The sequence below is a fragment of the Micromonospora sp. ALFpr18c genome (genome assembly GCF_008868155.1).
Lineage (GTDB): Bacteria > Actinomycetota > Actinomycetes > Mycobacteriales > Micromonosporaceae > Micromonospora.
Genome location: NZ_WBKR01000056.1, coordinates 13,254 through 30,335, shown reverse-complemented (window position 1 = coordinate 30,335; position 17,082 = coordinate 13,254). Strand labels below are relative to the sequence as shown.

Annotated in this window: 19 protein-coding genes and 1 other RNA gene; 16 read left to right on the top strand and 4 right to left on the bottom strand. The window is 66.3% G+C overall.

The window, feature by feature from the left end; genetic code table 11:
* Window positions 1-15: 15 nt before the first annotated feature.
* Window positions 16-777, bottom strand: coding sequence for a sulfite exporter TauE/SafE family protein (locus F8271_RS13060; RefSeq protein WP_151489953.1), 762 nt, complete (start codon window positions 775-777; stop codon window positions 16-18).
* Window positions 778-869: 92 nt separating this feature from the next.
* Between F8271_RS13060 and F8271_RS13055 the strand changes: the two genes are divergently transcribed.
* The 3 genes from F8271_RS13055 to rnpB all read left to right on the top strand — a co-directional run bounded on the left by F8271_RS13055 (window position 870) and on the right by rnpB (window position 2,086).
* Window positions 870-1,154 carry a hypothetical protein gene (locus F8271_RS13055; RefSeq protein WP_151489952.1) on the top strand — a complete coding sequence of 95 codons (285 nt, stop codon included), beginning with the start codon at window positions 870-872 and terminating at the stop codon, window positions 1,152-1,154.
* Window positions 1,151-1,537 (top strand): hypothetical protein, encoded by a 387-nt coding sequence (locus tag F8271_RS13050; RefSeq protein ID WP_151489951.1) that lies wholly within the window; start codon window positions 1,151-1,153, stop codon window positions 1,535-1,537. The genes F8271_RS13055 and F8271_RS13050 overlap by 4 nt, the downstream gene beginning before the upstream one ends.
* A gap of 133 nt (window positions 1,538-1,670) precedes the next feature.
* An RNA gene (gene rnpB / locus F8271_RS13045) (RNase P RNA component class A) lies at window positions 1,671-2,086 on the top strand.
* A 595-nt stretch (window positions 2,087-2,681) separates the two neighbouring features.
* On the opposite strand, the gene F8271_RS13040 is transcribed toward rnpB, so the two are convergent.
* Both F8271_RS13040 and F8271_RS13035 read right to left on the bottom strand, forming a co-directional pair.
* Window positions 2,682-5,015, bottom strand: coding sequence for an NACHT domain-containing NTPase (locus F8271_RS13040; RefSeq protein ID WP_192580267.1), 2,334 nt, complete (start codon window positions 5,013-5,015; stop codon window positions 2,682-2,684).
* A 435-nt stretch (window positions 5,016-5,450) separates the two neighbouring features.
* Complete coding sequence (locus F8271_RS13035; RefSeq protein WP_225854495.1) at window positions 5,451-5,879, bottom strand: GntR family transcriptional regulator; 429 nt, start codon at window positions 5,877-5,879, stop codon at window positions 5,451-5,453.
* 550 nt (window positions 5,880-6,429) lie between these two features.
* Here F8271_RS13035 and F8271_RS33115 point away from each other — a divergent pair.
* The 4 genes from F8271_RS33115 (at window position 6,430) to F8271_RS13015 (ending at window position 8,815) form a co-directional block, all read left to right on the top strand.
* The gene (locus F8271_RS33115; RefSeq protein WP_225854494.1) at window positions 6,430-6,759 is read left to right on the top strand and encodes a hypothetical protein; all 330 of its coding nucleotides are present in this window, start codon (window positions 6,430-6,432) and stop codon (window positions 6,757-6,759) included.
* 145 nt (window positions 6,760-6,904) lie between these two features.
* On the top strand, window positions 6,905-7,096 hold the full coding sequence (locus F8271_RS13025; protein ID WP_225854493.1) for a hypothetical protein: 192 nt from the start codon (window positions 6,905-6,907) through the stop codon (window positions 7,094-7,096).
* Window positions 7,097-7,229: 133 nt separating this feature from the next.
* On the top strand, window positions 7,230-8,051 hold the full coding sequence (locus F8271_RS13020) for a GntR family transcriptional regulator (RefSeq protein ID WP_151489949.1): 822 nt from the start codon (window positions 7,230-7,232) through the stop codon (window positions 8,049-8,051).
* Entirely contained in the window at window positions 8,039-8,815 is a 777-nt protein-coding gene (locus tag F8271_RS13015; protein ID WP_225854492.1) for a glycosyltransferase, read from the top strand. Before F8271_RS13020 ends, F8271_RS13015 begins: the two co-directional genes overlap by 13 nt.
* Here the strand turns inward: F8271_RS13015 and F8271_RS13010 are convergent.
* The gene (locus tag F8271_RS13010; protein WP_151489948.1) at window positions 8,799-9,242 is read right to left on the bottom strand and encodes a hypothetical protein; all 444 of its coding nucleotides are present in this window, start codon (window positions 9,240-9,242) and stop codon (window positions 8,799-8,801) included. The genes F8271_RS13015 and F8271_RS13010 overlap by 17 nt on opposite strands.
* A 160-nt stretch (window positions 9,243-9,402) precedes the next feature.
* Here F8271_RS13010 and F8271_RS13005 point away from each other — a divergent pair, with 160 nt between their 5' ends.
* The 9 genes from F8271_RS13005 (at window position 9,403) to F8271_RS12965 (ending at window position 16,107) form a co-directional block, all read left to right on the top strand.
* Window positions 9,403-9,798 carry a transcriptional regulator gene (locus tag F8271_RS13005; RefSeq protein ID WP_151489947.1) on the top strand — a complete coding sequence of 132 codons (396 nt, stop codon included), beginning with the start codon at window positions 9,403-9,405 and terminating at the stop codon, window positions 9,796-9,798.
* A 268-nt stretch (window positions 9,799-10,066) separates the two neighbouring features.
* Window positions 10,067-11,599, top strand: a complete 1,533-nt coding sequence (locus tag F8271_RS13000) for an FtsK/SpoIIIE domain-containing protein (protein WP_151489954.1) — start codon at window positions 10,067-10,069, stop codon at window positions 11,597-11,599.
* Entirely contained in the window at window positions 11,596-11,838 is a 243-nt protein-coding gene (locus tag F8271_RS12995; protein ID WP_151489946.1) for a hypothetical protein, read from the top strand. The genes F8271_RS13000 and F8271_RS12995 overlap by 4 nt, the downstream gene beginning before the upstream one ends.
* Before the next feature lie 5 nt (window positions 11,839-11,843).
* A complete protein-coding gene (locus tag F8271_RS12990) occupies window positions 11,844-12,035 on the top strand; it encodes a hypothetical protein (RefSeq protein WP_151489945.1) in 192 nt (63 codons plus the stop codon).
* Window positions 12,032-12,571: a DUF2637 domain-containing protein gene (locus F8271_RS12985; protein WP_151489944.1), complete on the top strand. Its 540-nt coding sequence runs from the start codon at window positions 12,032-12,034 to the stop codon at window positions 12,569-12,571. The genes F8271_RS12990 and F8271_RS12985 overlap by 4 nt, the downstream gene beginning before the upstream one ends.
* Window positions 12,568-14,316 (top strand): replication initiator, encoded by a 1,749-nt coding sequence (locus tag F8271_RS12980; RefSeq protein ID WP_151489943.1) that lies wholly within the window; start codon window positions 12,568-12,570, stop codon window positions 14,314-14,316. Before F8271_RS12985 ends, F8271_RS12980 begins: the two co-directional genes overlap by 4 nt.
* A complete protein-coding gene (locus tag F8271_RS12975; protein ID WP_151489942.1) occupies window positions 14,316-14,498 on the top strand; it encodes an AlpA family transcriptional regulator in 183 nt (60 codons plus the stop codon). The genes F8271_RS12980 and F8271_RS12975 overlap by 1 nt, the downstream gene beginning before the upstream one ends.
* Complete coding sequence (locus tag F8271_RS12970; protein WP_225854490.1) at window positions 14,471-15,772, top strand: tyrosine-type recombinase/integrase; 1,302 nt, start codon at window positions 14,471-14,473, stop codon at window positions 15,770-15,772. Before F8271_RS12975 ends, F8271_RS12970 begins: the two co-directional genes overlap by 28 nt.
* Complete coding sequence (locus F8271_RS12965; RefSeq protein WP_151489941.1) at window positions 15,769-16,107, top strand: Imm51 family immunity protein; 339 nt, start codon at window positions 15,769-15,771, stop codon at window positions 16,105-16,107. The genes F8271_RS12970 and F8271_RS12965 overlap by 4 nt, the downstream gene beginning before the upstream one ends.
* The last annotated feature ends 975 nt before the right edge of the window (window positions 16,108-17,082 follow it).

Here is a 17,082-nt window from a genome sequence, read left to right as displayed (position 1 = left end):
TGTGGGCGGGCGGCCTCAGGTCAGGGCCCGCCAGAGCAGGTACAGGCCGATGATCGTGCCGAACACCACGATGATCGTCTTGAGCAGCACCGGCGGCAGCCGGCGAACCAGCCGGGCGCCCGCGTACCCCCCGATCAGCGTCGCCGGCGCGACCACCGCGACGGCCGCCCAGTTCACCGGGCCGAACAGGGCGAACACCACCAGCGTGGTCAACCCCACCACCGCGGAGAGCAGATTCTTGATCGCGCTCACCCGGGCCAGGGTCGCGTCCAACACCAGGGCCAGCCCGGCCACCAGCATCACCCCGAGCGCGGCGCCGAAGTACCCGCCGTACACCGCACCGAGCGCGACCATCGTCTGCACCGCGACCGTTCGCTGGCGTGGCGACAGGTCCCGGGGGTGGCCGACCAGCCGGCGCAGCGGATCCTGGAAGGCCAGCACCGCGGTCGCGCCGAGGACCAGAAACGGTACGACCAGCTCGAACGCACGGGCCGGAGTCGCGAGCAGCAGCAACGCCCCGAGGATCGTGCCAACGATGGTGGTGGGCACCAGCGTGGCCAGTGCGCGGGGGCGCGGCAGGTCCGCCCGGCTGCCCGCCACGCTGGCGAGGTAACCGGGGAAGACGGCGACGGAGTTGCTGACGTTCGCCGGCACCGGGGGCAACCCGATCGCGATCATCGCCGGGAACGTGATCAACGATCCGCCACCGGCCACCGCGTTGACCGTGCCAGCGGCGAGACCGGCGGCGAGCAGCAGCGCGGCGTGGGAGAGATCCATAGCCCCACGAGGCTAGTACGCGCGCCGAACCCGTCGTGAGCTGGCCGGCGAGGCGGAACAGGGCAGCGGTATACCGGTCGTATACTCCGGTCGTGGATACCACGATCAAAGTCGACACCGAGGTACGCGACCGCTTGGCGCTCCTGGCGAACGAACGTGGAACGACGATGCGGGACCTCGTCGCCCAGCTCACCCAGGCGGCACTCACCGCCGACGAACTGCGCGACCGCGCGGCGCGCGCGGAGCAGTACGTCCGACTCAAGATCGCTGCCGACCTCAGCGCCGACGACCTCACCCGGGGCGAGGACGTCTGGGCGGCCGTCGAGGCTGGCAATGTCCCGGAATCTCTAGCCGAAGATGGCCGGCGGGCGGCGTGACCGAGGCCGCGGTCATCCTCGACCACACGGCGCTGCTCGCGCTCGGTGCCGGCAACCCGGCGCTCTCCGGGCTCGTGGTCACCGCACACAGGGATGCGGGGCGGCACGTCCAGGTGCCGGCACTCTGCCTTGCCGCAGCCACCTCCGCCCGCCCGGCCCTGGGCGAGCACATCGGTGCACTACCAGCGCTGGAGGTCGTCGAGCTGGGCTACGCGACCGCTCTGCTGGTGGGGCGTCTGCTACGTCAAGGTGTGGATTGGCAGCTAGCCCATGCCGCCGCGCTGGGATGTCCCGACGCCGAGTGGCCCACCGGGCGTCCGGTCCTCACCGAGTTGCCGAAGGCGTACGCCGGAACCGGTGTCGTGACGATCAGCGTGAACTGACCGGTCTCCACGCGCGCTGCCGTGCGGGCCGGGTCTGTCGAAGGCCCGCCTGCGGGGCAGGTCTGCGCGGGCACCCGCCTGCGGGGCGGCAATAGGCGTGCCGCCGGCGTCGTTAGGATGAGAGCGCGACGGACGAGTCGACCGGGCGGCCGCGTCGGCGGGCTTCGGCCCGCCGCCGAGGAACGTCCGGACTCCACAGGGCAGGGTGGTTGTTAACGGCAACCCGGGGCGACCCGCGGGAAAGTGCCACAGAAAACAGACCGCCGACCCCAACGGGGACGGTAAGGGTGAAACGGTGGGGTAAGAGCCCACCAGCACCCCGGGTGACCGGGGTGGCTCGGTAAACCCCACCCGGAGCAAGGCCAAGCAAGGGCCGTCACCGCAAGATGACGACCCGGCGCAGACGCTTGAGGGCTGCCCGCCCGATGTCTGCGGGTAGGCCGCTAGAGCCTGCCGGCAACGGCAGGCCCAGATGGATGGCCGCCGCCGGCGCAAACCCCTCGGGGTACGCGCCGCGCACAGAATCCGGCGTACAGGTCGACTCGTCCGTCGCCCACCAGCTCAGAGCCGTGATCACGGCTCTGAGCTGGTTCTATGTCCGGGCGTCGATGGTCGTTCATGGTCAACATTGGGCGGCGTTTGACGCCCTGACGACGCCCCGACGCCCTGGAGACGCCCTGAGTCTTGGGTCAGTAGCACTCCAGATCGGCACGGCGCATCGCCTCGTCCTGACTGCCGTTCGGTGGCTTGATAGGGCTTGCGCGCAGTGCCGTCGGCTGTCGTGAAGGCCGGGCACGTCCTGGCGGTGTTGCTCCTGGCGAGGCTCGGAGACGCGGTGGCAAGCCAGTCCCGGGGTTGGACTGGCGCGGCAGCCGGAAGCCCCGTCCACGCGATCAGGTCGACTCGTTGGCTTCCGTCACGGGCTCGCTGGAACTGGTCCCTCCGGTCTGTGGGGCGGTGTCCCGGCGGCTGTCGGTGGCTCACCGCCCCGGTGCCGAAGGCGACCGGGGCGGCTTGCCGCCGGCCGGGCTTGCCGCCCCGCGCCGCGCGGAGCGCGGTGCCTTGATCCTAAAAAGAGCAATTCGGCAGGACAACAATCTCGCTCAGCTTCCTCTCGCGTCGGTCAGGAGCAGCGCGGTAGCGATCAACTCTCTTCACGTGAAGGAGGCGAGTTGGACGTGGGTGGGGTCCTCGTCGAAGACGGAAAAATTTGCACCTCGTTAGCGATTTCGGGGCGTCTAGCCCAGCACGCTACGCTCACTAATGCGGTCCCTAATACTTGACTCCCTACAGTTGCCATGGCCCATCTCGCTCCGACTTCACTCGAAGTCATCCAGTATGTCGACCAGGCAAAATAGCAGAAGACGGCGAATGTTATTAATGCTACGCGCGCGGATACGCCTCTGAGATTGCGAACCAGAATGGTTTGTGCAACGAAGTAAGTTGGGCATATTCCAAATAGGAGGGGTGCCGTGGCTAGCCTTGTTATTTCCGGAATATCGGGGAAGGTTGCTTTGGAGCCTGCTACAGAGAAAATGCAGGCTGGAAGCAGAAGAAGTGCGCCGACGATGCCGGTGCTGAAGCGAAGCTTGCGCGCGCCGTACTGTACCGGCGGTAGTGGCAATGGTGCTGCAGGCATCCGTGATGATTTCGGCGGCGCCAGGTTCTCGAGCAGCAGGATGTGACGGAATTGGTACTGCGGTCCAGACTGGCGCAATATTCCGCGCTCTCTGCAGAACTCAAGAAAGCTGACAAGTCGCAGTGGCAGAACTCCTTTAAAGGCAAATATTAAGCGCGCGGTTTCGAATTTCCCCCAAGGGCTTGCGATGATTGCAGTCATACCGCCAAGGAATCCGCCAGTAAGGCCGGGAAATCCAGAAATCTTTCCTCCGGCGACTGCTAGCGATCCGCCTGCAATTAGGCTTACCATAATTCCAGTAGTAAGTGCTACTGATCGAGAGGCTCGCAGGACGGCGGCTGGGCTAGAGGGCTTGGCCGTATCGACTTGTGCGGTCATCGCATCAACTGCGCCTACTATTACGCCTACGAAAATTCCAACAACGAATCCGACGGGGATTAATTCAAGCTTTCCTAGTGCCGCGAAGTTGACGAGGCCAAGCGCGGTGGATGCGCCTACTGAACGAGAAAACGGTTTCCAGAATCGTCTAAGTGATACCGATGTGATCGAAGGTCGGGGATCGAGTCGCCGCAAGAATATCAAGCTGGAACCGAGTGCGGCAATTACCGACATAAGCGCGAGTGGTAGGCCGGATATTAACCAAGAGATGGCAAACACGAATGCGATCGAAGTCACCCACGCTGCACTAGTTAGTCCCTCGACTTCCTTTTCAAGCTCCCACCATCTGACCTCTTGTGACTCGTTCTCTCTCAGCCATCGAGCCAGGAAGCTCAGCCATTCATGAGCCCGGTCGGCCGAATCCCATCTTGTCGAACTAGCCCCGTCGAAGACGGAGGGTATTAGGGCTTGTGTTAAGTGCTTTTCTATGCCTTCTTTGGTACGTATTCGGGCGTTTATTAGATCGTTGGGGTCCCCTGATCCGCGGGCATAAGCTTCTCGGGCTAAACTAACCATCAAGGGTGTGTTGAGCGCCTGAGCAAGGCGACCGCGAGGGCTTTTTTCGAGCCGACTGAATACCTTGTTCCATTGATGAAGGCGAAGCGGCGGCGTGACGCGAGTGAGGTAGCTGCGCACCGTGGTCGTCGACAATTCTTCAATCTCGATAACCGCAGCAGCCGTCAGGATGCCGCCTCGGGCGATCATCTCTAAGTATTCGCCGTGGCGGGACGTCATGACAAAGGTTTGGTGGACGCCCAGCCGATTTATGGCCTCGATTGCAGCCTTGCGGGAGTGGGGTGCCATCTCGTCGAAGCCGTCAAGGATGGGCAAAATCTGCCCGCTTGAGATCAATTCTCTGCTTATTGTTAAATCATGCATCACCGGATAATCGCCTGCCAGGCGTCCGGAAATCCATTCTTCGAACGTTTCCCTGTTGGAATCCCAAGATGCCATTGGTGCAATAATAGGTACTGAACTTTCCTCGGTCCTTCGTCCAAGAAGGTCGAGTAATAGGCGTGTGGCGAGCACTGTTTTTCCCGCGCCGGCTTCACCGAGGATGACTAGCCTCCTGCGATGCAAAACCGTCTCGAAGACGTCTGACAGATCAGCCAGTCTGCCGTCAACTGGGAGGCGATGACTTTCCCCGTCTGTGCGGATATTTTTCCAGTGATCGCTAATGGGTGGGCCTAGACCGTGCCATTGAACGGGAATGGGCTCCGGATCGTTCAGGCGGCGCACTCGTTCCTCATTTGACCATTGGGCCATCACCGACTTGGCGAGGAGATTTAGCAGCTTCTGCCTGGTGCGCGCTTGGTTATCTGTCTTTTGAGTGATCCAGGATGTCGTGAAAGGCAAAGCAAGGCTGGCCAGCGCTAATAGGAAAGCACCAACGCTTGCCATTTTGTCTGCTCTTTCCAAGCCTCCCTGAAGGAAAAACCAGAGACCAACTGCCAGAGTAGGTATGCCCAAGAGCGAGGCAGTGCGAAGGCGGTTTCTGTGTCGTAGTCCGAGCATCCTCGGATTGTCCACTATCCCGACGAAGACTCACAGGCTTGACAACTGGATCTGACGTGGTAACGAGCAGTTGACTGAGAGGTTGACAGGCTGTCGTTGCCGGAGGCAAGGTCAATTGCGTACTCGGTTGCACAGGTCAGAGCAGCGCAGCGCGCTTGCGGCAAGCCCGGCTTGTTGGTCCTGTGGAGCTACCGGACTTTTCGGTGCACGACTTTTGTTCAGGCGGCCCCGGCCAAGCCGACCCGCTAACGAGCTGTTGACCTTGAGTTCCAAGCAGGTCAGTGAGTCCTCAGTGACTGTGCAAAAGCCCTGCAGGGAATGTCATGCGCTTTGCTGTTTCGGGTAGTGAAGCTGATAGGCTCTTACGACTGATTCTACGACTCCGTTGCGCCGGTTGACGCGCTCCTGTTCGATCAGAGTTGCGCCGACCTCGACGCCGAAGAGTGCTGCAAGCTCAGGGCTAGCAGGTATCTCGCACTGCCGGGTCTCCGGTTCGCGGCTCTGTCCCGAGCGCTCGTGGGTGACCGGCCTGGCGGAAGTGCCTCGGCCGTGCTCGGTCGTGACCAAGCCTTCCTCGCGTAGAACGGCTATGGCCTGTCGAACAGTGCCGCGACTTGCCCGGAACTCAGAGGTGAGGGCGCTCTCCGTCGGCAGAAGAGCGCCGGGCGGGATGCTGCCGTCCTCGATGCGTTCCCTGAGTTGGTCCGCGATGACGCGGTAACGGGGCTGTCCGTAGTGCGGGATGGGCACCGGGTCACCGTACCTGGCACTTGTCTTATCAAGTGTCAACCAGGGAGCACGTTTCCATGTCTAGACAACTCATCCACTTGTAGGTACGTTTCCGGGTGTGCGGTCAGGATGACGGCTTGTATCAGGGGTGGTGTCGCGCCGCTCCTGGTCGCACGTGACGCGCGGCGTCCTGTCGGACCGGTTGCGGTAGCTGCGCGTACAAGTTGGCTCGGCGATACCCGACCCGTCTGCGTCGGACGGTGCGCCGTGCCCTCATCCGGACCGGTGGCCGGCTGCGTTCCCGCGTGGCTGACCACCGGTTCCGACCTACCCGTGGAGGTGCGATGTCTGGCTCTCATCGTCGGCGGCGTTGGTTCTCGATCTGGAGGTCCCGCAGACGTCTGCCGTCCAGTCCCGGCGGGAACGCGGCCACCTCACGCCGTTGTGCTCCCTGTGTGACGCCGATGAAGGCATGGGCGAACGCGCCGACCCGGAAGCTGCCGGTGCTGCGGGCTGCACCGCTGATGACGCCGGCCCAGATCTACCGGGGCAACGGTGGGCGGTGGCTACGGTGAGCGACGCGGGCAAGTTGATCAGCGGCAGCCACCCGGCCTGGTGCGCACCCGACCGATGCGGCCACCTGGTGCCGCCGCTGATGGCCCACATGCCGCGCCGTCATCGTGGCCCGATGCACCGCCTGGGCGACAGCCGGCAGAGCGGCCAGGTCGTCACGTACCTCGTCGGCTCCGATGCCCGCGTGCCCCTGGTCGCGGTGCATGTGACGAGCCGGGGCGGGATCGCCTGGGTGGAGCTGCCCCCTTCGCGGGCTGCCCAGCTGATCGATCGGCTTCGCTCCTTGTTGGTGCAGGCTGGTACCCACATGGAGGCCACCGGTGACTGAAACCGAGGCCACGAACGATCGCGGGTCGACTCCGTCCACGAATCCTGCCGACTGCCCGAGCTGGTGCCGAGGCTGCGGCCCGAACGATCCGATGCATCGGGGCCTGCTCAGGACCATCGGCCGGGAGCGAACCGGCTGGATCAGCGTGCAACTGCTGGCCGATCGGTTTCTGCGCCGTGACCTGGCCGTGAAGCTCGACGCGACCCGTGACGGTGCCAGTCAATCGGTCCTGCTCTCCCGAACCCAGCTCGACCGGCTCATCTACGAGCTGACCTACGCCCGGCTGGTGATCATGACCAAGGGGCAACCTCTGGAGGGGTGCCATGAACACCGCTGACCGGCGATTCACCGATCGGATGCCCTCGACGAGTACGCGGCCCACGAAGCGACCAGTGGCGGTCGTGCCTCCGGTGCCTGAGCGCCCCGCAGGCGGGACCGCCTGGCAGACGTTGGAACGTCTAGGGGGTACGGTGACCGGTGTGCAAGGCCGGGACTGGCGCCCTCGTTACCTGCAACTCGCAGAAGAGTTGCGGGCGAAGATCGTGGCCGGAGAACTGGCCCCCGGCACGCTGATGCCGAGTGAGACGGAGTTGGCCGACTCGTCGGGCCTGTCGCGCACCAGCGTCCGCAACGCCATCCGCCAGCTCCGGGAATGGGGCCTGGTCCGCGCGGAACAAGGACGCGGCACCTATGTACGGGCGCCCCGTCAGCGGGTACGCCGTCGCAACGCCGAGCGCTACCAGTGGGAGAAGGACCGAGCGCTGCTCGACGAGTCAGAGCGGCTGAAGACCGGGGCCACCGAGCACGACACCGGCCTGACCGTCGATGACCTGAAGTTCCACGCCGAGTACGCCCGCGTCGAAGCGGATTCGGACATGGCGGCGGCCTTGCAGGTCGACCCGGGTGCGCCGTTACTGCGACGGGTCTACTGGACGACTTCGCGGCATGAGAACGCGCCGCTGACCATGTCGTACTCCTACCTGCCGTATGACCTGGTGGCGGCGAACCCGGACCTGCTCGACGCGGGCAAGGAGCCCTGGCCGGGCGGCACACAGCACCAACTTCACACCCTCGGTATCGAGGTGGACCGGATCGACGACGAGATCCGCGCGCGCCCGCCATCGCCGGACGAGGCCGAGTTGCTGGACATCGACCCGGGCGTCTCGGTGCTCACCGTGCGCAAGACGTCGATCGACACCAAGGGCCGCGTCGTCGAGGTGGCCGACGTGGTGATGCCGGGGGACCGGACGGAACTGGTCTACTCCCACAAACTGCAACGGTGGAAAACTTGACGCAGCTCGTCTCGGTCATCACGCCAGTTCACGCGCCCAGCATCGAGCATCTGACCGGCGCGTATGACTCGCTGGTCAAGCAGGAGATGCCGGACGGGTGGGACTGGCAGTGGCTCGTCCAGGAGGACGGGCAGACCGGCGCGCTGGACGGCGTCCTGCCGGACGACCCTCGCATCAGCATCGGCGGCGGTCGTCCCGGCGGGCCAGGTGTTGCCCGTACCCTCGCTCTCTCCCGTGTCGTCGGTCAACACGTGAAGGTCTTGGACGCGGACGATCAGCTCACTCCCGGTGCCCTCGCCCGGGACATCGCCGCCTTCGAGGCGCATCCGCAGATCGGCTGGACGACCTCCCGCGTCCTGGACCTGATGCCCGACGGATCTACCCTCGGCTGGGACAAGGACCCGGAAGGCGGAACCATCGCCCGCGGTGCCGTCCTCGCCTTTTGGCAGGCCAACGGCTACCGCTCCCAGGTTCACCCCGCCACCCTGTGCATCCGCCGGGATCTGCTCCTGGCCCTCGGCGGCTGGATGGCGCTCCCCGCCTCCGAGGACACCGGCCTACTCCTGGCCGCGAGCGCGATCAGCGACGGCTACTTCACCCGCGAACACGGCCTGCTCTACCGCAAGTGGCCCGGCCAGGTCACCAGCCAGGCAGCGCACCGCGAACCTGTCGAGTACGAAGGTCGCATGAAAATCATCGAGGCTAGAGCCGTTGCCCTCGCCGCGATGCTTCCGGACGGTCTGCCACTCACTCCTGCGGCGTAGCCTCATGCCCCGGCATGCCGTGGGTGCGCCGACGCTCTTTCATCTCCGCCTCGTAGATGTGCCGCCGACCGCCGGCTAGCTTGTCCCGGGCGTACCGTTCGACCTCCTGGAACGTGGCGTAGTACCCATCGTCGAACTCTTCGACCACTTGGAACGTCCACCGTCCCGGCAGGACGTTGCGCCCCACCAACTCGCGCTCGATCCGGTCGGCAACCTCGTTGTGTCCCGCCTCGCGGAGCAACCGCACCGCTCGATCAAGAGTCAGATCCGCGCCGCCGACGAGCTGATGCGCCGAGTAGAGGTGGCCGCGTACGCGGTGGATCGTCTCCAGGGCTTCACTCAACGCCCCCAACGCCTCGACGGTCGTGTCGTCGACTCCCGTTGGCCGTGCGTGCGTCTCATCAACTGAATTCATGTCACCGGGCATGGTGCCCGAGATACCCCAAACAGTCGAGTTAGTACCACCCTCGCAGGCTCGGAAAGCCTTTCGGTTCAACGCATCCGGGCAAACTTGTTGACTTGTCTGCCAAGTGCCGTCTACCTTCAATCGCAACTTGGCAGACAAGTTAACAAGTGGAGGTTGAGCGATGGCTCTGCGAGGCGGAACGCGGTTCGCTGTGCGGTTCGAGGACGTGTTCCCGGCTGGGTGCGCGCTGGTGCCCGAGTCCCTGGGTGAGGTCGAGGACTACGACGAGAAGACCGGCCGACGTTCGCCGGCCAAGGACAAGGTGACCGGCCAGCGGGTGTGGCAGGTCCGGGTGATGGATCTCGACCCCGAGCTTGGCAAACGGTCCCGTGAGACGACGGTAAAGATCTCGGCCGATTACCAGCCTGTGCCGCCCACGGGTGGCCTGTTCGAGGCGGTCGAGTTCGACGGGATGACCGTCACGCCGTACGTGGCGAACAACGGTCGGATGGCGTACTCGCTGCGGGCTACCGGGCTGCGTGCCCCGTCGGGCGTCAACCAGAAGGCGTCGGCGTAACCGGTTCTGGTCAGGGCGGGGCTGTCAGGTCTTGGCGGACGGCAGCCCCGCCCCGGTGTCTCTTCCCCTGCTCTGTCGAGAGAGGTACAGACGTGTCCAAGGGTAGGCGTCGGGCTGGCCGTGGCTGGCCCCGGTGCGGTGTGTGTCAGGCCCGATTCAACCCGGCCGGTGGTGCCAAGTGATCGGGCGGCCTTGGGGTGAGGTGTTGTCGACCTCGGCCGGGGATCTGCTGGTGATTCGGCCGAAGCGGATCAAGCTGCCGTTCTGGATGGTGCTGCTCGGCCTGCTGCTGAGGTGGTCCGGACGGCTGCTCTGGTGGTGCCTGCGGCACCCGGTGGTCACGGTGTCGGTGGTGCTGGCGCTCTGGCTCTACGTCGAGTTCGACTGGCCCGGCCTGGTAGTGCCGCTCGTGCTGGCGGCGACGGCTTCGGCGGTGTGGCGTTGGCGCGATGAGTCGTCCTGGTGGACCTTCTTGGCAGGTCCGCTGCTCGGCTCTTGCCGACGGGTGTTCGTCTACCGGCGAGCGTGGCGGGAAGCCATGACCCTGTGCGGCCTCGCCGAGATGTACGACCACCGGCCGGTTCTGCCCGAGCTGCTGCGGGTCCGTTCGGATCAGGCGCTCGACGTGCTGACCGTCCGAATGGTCCGGGGACAGACGCCGGAGCAGTTCCAGGCGGTCAGCGCCAACCTGGCGTACGCGTTCGGCCGGCGGCACGCACGGATCTACTCCGAGCGTCCGGGCGACCCTCCGACCCGGACCGGCCATGCAGCCTGGCTGCTGCGGCTCGTCGACCGGGTGCGGTACCGGGACCGTCCGACGCTTGTCTACCTGGCGCTGGTCCGTACCGATGCGCTGCGGACTGTGGTCCCGCCGTTCGCGGTGCCGGCGGTGCCGGACTTCACCGCGCTACCACTGGCGCGGCGCGAAGACCTGCGTACCTGGTCGCTGCACCTGCTCTCCACGCATGTCCTGCTGGGCGGTGCGACCCGGTCCGGTAAGGGCTCGGTGCTGTGGTCGCTGGTCCGGGTGCTCGGTGGTGGGATCGCCTCCGGCCTCGTCCGGCTGTGGGTGATCGACCCCAAGGGCGGGATGGAATTCGGGCTCGGCCGTCCGATGTTCGCCCGGTTCGCCGGCACGTCGTTCGAGGCCATGGCCGATCTGCTCGACGAAGCGGTGGAGGTACTACGGGAGCGGCAGACTCGGCTTGCCGGCCGGGTTCGCGTCCACACCCCGACCGAGGCTGACCCCCTGGTCGTGGTGCTCATCGACGAGATGGCCGCGCTGACCGCGTACCTGCAAGACGTCGAGCTGCGTAAGCGCATCGCGTCGTCGCTGGGGCTGCTGCTGTCCCAGGGTGCCGGCGTCGGTGTCCTGGTGGTCGCCGCGTTGCAGGACCCGCGCAAGGACGTACTGCCGTTCCGGGATCTGTTCCCGACCCGGATCGCGCTGGGCCTGACCGAGGCGTCACAGGTCGACATGGTTCTTGGCGACGGTGCCCGCAAGCGGGGCGCGCTCGCGGACCAGATGCCCCGGTGGGCGAAGGGCGTCGGGTACGTGATCCTCGACGGCACCCCCGACCCGATGCGGGTCCGGTTCTCGTACGTCAGCGACGACGACATCCGCGACATGGCGCGGCAGTATCCGGCTCCGGTCGACGCGTCGGACATCCTCGCCCAGGTCGGCCGGGAGACCGCCACCGAACCGGTCCGGCTGCCGCTGCCCCGTAAGCCGTCCGGGCCGTTGCTCCCCGAATCCCTGCGCAACCTGCTCGATCGGGACGCCGGGGGTGATGCCCGATGACCGGCCGGCGCTTCTACCGGCTGCGTACCCCCGACCCCGTCACCGCCGTCTCCGTCCGCGTCGACCCGGAGCGGCCCGACCCGTACCCCGTCTATCTGGCGGTCGGTGCTGGCCAGCGACGGATGGCCCTGACCCCCGACGAGGCGTGGGCGCTGTGGCGCTGCCTCTCTGAAGCGGTCGCTGCGCTCGGCACCCCACCCGACTACATCCGCACTGACATTCGACCGGCCCGGAGGTAACCACCGTGAACCCCTTCACCCGCCTCATCGACCGGCTCCGGCGACCGCTGCGCATTCGGCTCGTCGGCCCCGCCGACCAGACCGCCGCCGCCCTGCACGGCGTGGCGCACATGGTCAACCGCCGCCCCGACATGAACGGCCGACGCATCCGCATCGACCTGACCATCCGGGAGAAGCCGCTGGAGGAATGGCGATGAGCAACGGCACCGAATCGGCGGTACGCCTGCTGATCCTGCTCGCCATCGGCACCATGGCCGGTGCCGCCGCCTTCACCCACGTGCACGACCTGTCCGTCGCCCACGGCCAGCCCGACTGGATCGGCTGGGCCAACGCGGTGGCGGTCGAGCTGATGGCGATCTACCTCGGGCTGGAGATCCGCGCCCGGCGGCGTGCCGGTCGCCCGGTCGGCCTGGTCGGCTCGCTCCTGGTGGCGTTCGCGCTGCTGTCCCTCGCCGCCCAGGTCGCGGAAGCCGAACCGTCGGTCTGGGGCTGGACCGTGGCGGCGGTGCCGTCGCTGGCGTTCCTCGCACTGGTCAAGGTCGTCCTGTCCAACGCCCCGGCCACCCCGTCGGTCGACGAGCCGGACCAACCGACCGCGTACCAGTACGAGGAACCCGCCACCGTCGAGCCAGTCCGCCCGGCAGAGCCGATGCCGTCGATCGCCCCGGCCGTGGTGCCTCCGCGCGCTGTCGTTCCGTCCAACCGGCCGCACGTCGTCGGGATCATTCAGTGACCGCTCCGACCCTGCCCGGCCTCGAACCCGCCCCGACCCCGGTTGCACCTCGCCCGGGGTCGCGGGCGGCCCGCATGGCGCTGCCCCGCTCGGTCGACGTGCTCAAGGAGATCGCGGCCGAGTACGGCGTCTGCGTCCGGCCACTCGCCATGCGCCGCACGGATCTCGCCACCGGCCTGACCGAGGTCATCGACCTGCCCTGTGGGGCGACCCGTGAGGACAAGTGCGCGCCGTGCGCCAAGAAGAACCGCCGGCTGCGGCAGGCCCAGATCCGGGAAGGTTGGCACCGCGACGACGAGCCGCTACCACCACCGGAGCCGGCGACCGAGGAACAGAAGGCGCTTGTCCTGCTGCGCGGGCACCTGGAGTTCTCCCGCGACGAGGCGTCCCGGGCGAGCCAGTGGGACCAGGTCACCGACCTCGACGAAGCGATCCGCGAGGTAGAAGAGGCGATCACGGCCGAAGGACTCCGGGGCCGGATCGCACCGCCACACTCGACCGGCGACGAGGATCAGGGCGACGAGGACACCGGTAGGCGCCGCAAGCGCTCCACCCGGCGGCGGCAGGATGCCCCGGACCTGCCTCGCCGCAAGGTCGAGCGCCGCACGGTCGGCAAGACCTACACCGCGCCGGACGGCTCGACCTACCGGCCGTCGATGTGGCTGACCCTCACCCTCGACTCGTACGGCCCGGTCCGCCCGGACGGCACCCCGGTCAACCCCGACCGGTACGACTACCGCCGCGCGGCCTGGGACGCGGTGCACTTTCCCCGGCTGCTGGACCGGTTCTGGCAGAACCTGCGCCGCTGCGAGGGCTGGAACGTCCAGTACGCCGGCTGCGTCGAGCCGCAACGCCGACTCGCCCCACACGCCCACTTCGCCATCCGGGGCACCATCCCGCGCGACGTACTGCGGACCGTGGCGGCGGCGACGTACCACCAGGTGTGGTGGCCGAGCGTGGACGTGCAGCGGTACACCCTCGACCGGCTCCCGGTCTGGGACGAGCAGGCGGCGGCGTGGGTCGACCCGGACACCCGCGCGCCGTTGACCACCTGGACGGAAGCGCTCGACGCGATCGACGAGGACCCGGACGCCGAACCAGTGCACGTCGTGCGCTTCGGCTCCCAGGTCGACGCACGCGGCGTCATGCCCGGCACCGAGGACGCAGAGCGGACCATCCGGTACGTCACGAAGTACATCACCAAGCACACCGGCGACGTCCACAAGATCACCAGCGGTCGGCAGCGGGCACACCTGGACCGGCTGTGGCAGGAACTCCAGGTGACCCCGTGCACCGACCGTTGCGCGAACTGGCTGCTCTACGGCGTCCAGCCGAAGGGGTCGAACGCGAAGCTCAAGCCGGGCCGGTGCAAGGGCAAGGTCCACCAGCGGGACACCCTCGGCATCGGCGGCCGACGCATCCTCATCTCCCGCGACTGGTCCGGCAAGACGCTCAGCGACCACAAGCACGACGTGCGGGCCTGGGTGCGGACGCTGCTCGGTGTGAGCGTCGGCCTGGATGGCGTCGACGACCAGGGCGCGACCGTCGAACCGGTCCGGCACGCCTGGGAACTCGCCCGACCTGACGACCCCGACGTGCCGGCCATGGCCCACCGGCTGCTGCGCTCGATCAGCGAACGCGCCCGCTGGCGCTCCGAACTCCTAGCGGCGAAGGACCGGGCCGCGCAGCTCCCCAACGCCGCACCGAGAACAGGAACGGACGGCACGACGGGGGAGAGGCTTTGATGGCGGCGAACGATGGGCTCTGGACGATCCGGGACGTGGCGGCGTACCTGCGGGTGCCAACCGAGACGCTGTACCGCTGGCGGAAGGTCAAATACGGTCCGCCTGCGGCTCGGGTCGGTCGGCACCTCCGGTACGAGCCGGAAACGGTCCGGTCATGGGTACGCGCGCAGGCGGCGGCCTGATGGGACACGTAGAAGATCGCTGGCACAAGACGCTGCGTCACCCGGGCGGGCGAACGGAGCGGGTCAAGACGGAACTGTTCGGCAAGGGCCTGCGCTACCGGGTGCGGTACATCGGGCCGGACGGCAAGGAACGCAAGAAGTCGTTCCCGGACCGGGCCAAGCGAGAGGCTGACGCCTTCCTCGTCTCCACCGAGTCGGACAAGCTGCGTGGTACGTACGTCGATCCGCTTGCTGGCCGGATGGCCTTCGCTGAGTACGCCGAAACTTGGCTTCGGACACGCTCGTTCGACGAGTCGACCCGGGAGAGCACCGAGTATCGGGTACGCAAGCACCTGCTGCCGTTCTTCGGCTCGCGGAAGCTGGCCGAGATCAAACCGGGCCACATCCGGGAATGGGACGCCGCGATGGTCGGCAAGCTGGCCCCGGCGACCCGGGCCGTGGTCTTCGCCCACCTACGGACCATCCTCGGCGCGGCCGTCGATGACGAGCGGATCACCAAGAACCCGTGTTCGGCAAAGTCGGTCAAGCCCCCGCGACCGGTTCAGCGACGGGTCGTGCCCTGGACCTACGACCAGGTTTCGGCAATCCGCGGTGGCCTGGCCCAGCGGTATCGCGCCATGGTCGACCTGGGTGCCGGCTGCGGGCTGCGCCAGGGCGAGATTCTGGGGCTCGGTGCCGACGACATCGACCTTGACGCGGGTTGGGTGCACGTCTCACGTCAGGTCAAGCTCGTCCGCTCCCGGCTCGTCTTCGGCCTGCCCAAGAACGACCGGGACCGCCGGGTACCGCTGCCGGACTCCGTCGCCCAGGTGCTGCGGCAACACATCAAGGACTGCGACCCGGTGACGCTCACCCTGCCGTGGGAGAACCCAGCCGACGACGAGCGGGTCACGGTGCCGCTGCTGTTCACCACCACCCGTCGGGGTGCGATCAACCGGCGCACCTTCGACAACAAGAGTTGGCGTCCCTCCGTGCTCGCGGCCGGCATCACGCCGACCCGGGCCACCGGGATGCACGCGCTACGGCACTTCTACGCCTCGTCGCTACTCGACGCGGGGGAGAGCATCAAGGCCCTGGCGTCGTACCTCGGCCACGCCGACCCCGGCTTCACCCTCCGCGTCTACACGCACCTGATGCCGGCCAGCGAGGAACGAACCCGGCAGGCTATTGACCGCCTATTTGAGCCTGCGCCTGAACAACCGGTAACGGGCGCGCGTGACGACGACTGCCGGATCTTGCCCCGACCGCCGAGCGGTGCCAGGCTTCGCAGATGACCTTGCTTAGCCTGATCGAATCGACTTCAGAGCAGTATTCGCTGCTGCTGGAGGCAGGAACCACGCCGGTTGACGACCTGATCCGGGAGCTCGACCACGAGCCCAACGGGTACTTCTGGGAAGGCGTCGCACAGGTTCTCGTGAGCACGGAGGCCGAGACGCTCGAAGGCCGGTTCGAATTTGACTCCGAGGCTGGCATGTTCTGCGCCGACAGCACGGATCGAAGCGCGCTGGAGGAGCTGGCAGCTCGAATGAACGTGGTCGTGACCGATGGCGAACGCCTGCGGCGGCTGGTCTCGGAGGCCGAGGCAAGCGGGTTTGAGTTCGACGACTGATAGCAAGTTCAGCCGACGGCGGGCCCGCTTCCGCAGAGCCCGGACGCCCTGGCGACGCCCTGAGCGGGTGTCAGGAGAACGTATCGCCTGATCAGGGCATGTTTCACGTTCATAATCCGGCGTACAGGTCGACTCGTCCGTCGCCTACCAGCTCAGAGACCTGATCAAGGCTCTGAGCTGGTTCTATATCTGGGTGTCGATCGTCGTTGCTGGTCGATATTTGCCGACGTTTGACGGCCTAGCAACGGCCTGACGGCCTGGAGACGGCCTGATCTTGGAGGGCTCTCCATCGCTTTACGTTTATCTACGTCGGCGTTGTGGTCGGGTTCCTGGCTTGGCGGCGCGCCGCACTACCCCCGGGCTGCCCTAGCGGATGCTGAAATATCCTTGTTGGCGGACAGTTGAGTCCCTGGTCGCGGACAGTAGCCACTTCGTCCTGACCCTTGACACCTCCGCCCATCGCGGTCAACCCTTCGGGTACGGGGGTCGGCTCGATGGAGCACCGAAGCAGAAGCCGCAAGCCGGGAAGACCGTAGCTCCGCAGGCTCAACGAATCGGAGCCACCACGACGGTGCCGTGCTGGAGCTGACCTGCACAAACGAACTACGGAATAGCCCTGCTGAACCAAGACTGACCCAGCAACGTTTCTAGTTCTAGTAGGGACGGCCCGCTCGAACCTGGAGACCCCCGACGTACACCAACCACAAGGGGGCGACCACACGGGCGGAACGTCTCATCGAAATCTTTCGACCAACATTATGGGAGGTGAGGTGTACATGTCTTCAACTCAGAATGCGAGCTCTTCGGGCCAACAGCCGGAATCGTTTGCAGGGTTAAGCAAGGAAGATGCTGACACTCTTCGCGAGGTGAATAAGCAACTCCGGGAACGCTCCTCGATGCAGGCTGGATCGCCTGGCGCAGTAGCCGGAACGAAGATGTTGCAAGCCATCCAAGCTGACCTGCACCGGAAGCAGC

Excerpts from the sequence above, each read along its gene's own strand:
- F8271_RS12985 (WP_151489944.1), top strand. The coding sequence starts at position 12,032 with ATGAGCAACGGCACCGAATCGGCGGTACGCCTGCTGATCCTGCTCGCC.
- F8271_RS13005 (WP_151489947.1), top strand. The coding sequence starts at position 9,403 with ATGGCTCTGCGAGGCGGAACGCGGTTCGCTGTGCGGTTCGAGGACGTG.
- F8271_RS13010 (WP_151489948.1), bottom strand. The coding sequence starts at position 9,242 with ATGCCCGGTGACATGAATTCAGTTGATGAGACGCACGCACGGCCAACG.
- F8271_RS13040 (WP_192580267.1), bottom strand. The coding sequence starts at position 5,015 with ATGGCAAGCGTTGGTGCTTTCCTATTAGCGCTGGCCAGCCTTGCTTTG.
- F8271_RS12995 (WP_151489946.1), top strand. The coding sequence starts at position 11,596 with ATGACCGGCCGGCGCTTCTACCGGCTGCGTACCCCCGACCCCGTCACC.
- F8271_RS13060 (WP_151489953.1), bottom strand. The coding sequence starts at position 777 with ATGGATCTCTCCCACGCCGCGCTGCTGCTCGCCGCCGGTCTCGCCGCT.
- F8271_RS12965 (WP_151489941.1), top strand. The coding sequence starts at position 15,769 with ATGACCTTGCTTAGCCTGATCGAATCGACTTCAGAGCAGTATTCGCTG.
- F8271_RS13000 (WP_151489954.1), top strand. The coding sequence starts at position 10,067 with ATGGTGCTGCTCGGCCTGCTGCTGAGGTGGTCCGGACGGCTGCTCTGG.
- F8271_RS12975 (WP_151489942.1), top strand. The coding sequence starts at position 14,316 with ATGGCGGCGAACGATGGGCTCTGGACGATCCGGGACGTGGCGGCGTAC.
- F8271_RS12970 (WP_225854490.1), top strand. The coding sequence starts at position 14,471 with ATGGGTACGCGCGCAGGCGGCGGCCTGATGGGACACGTAGAAGATCGC.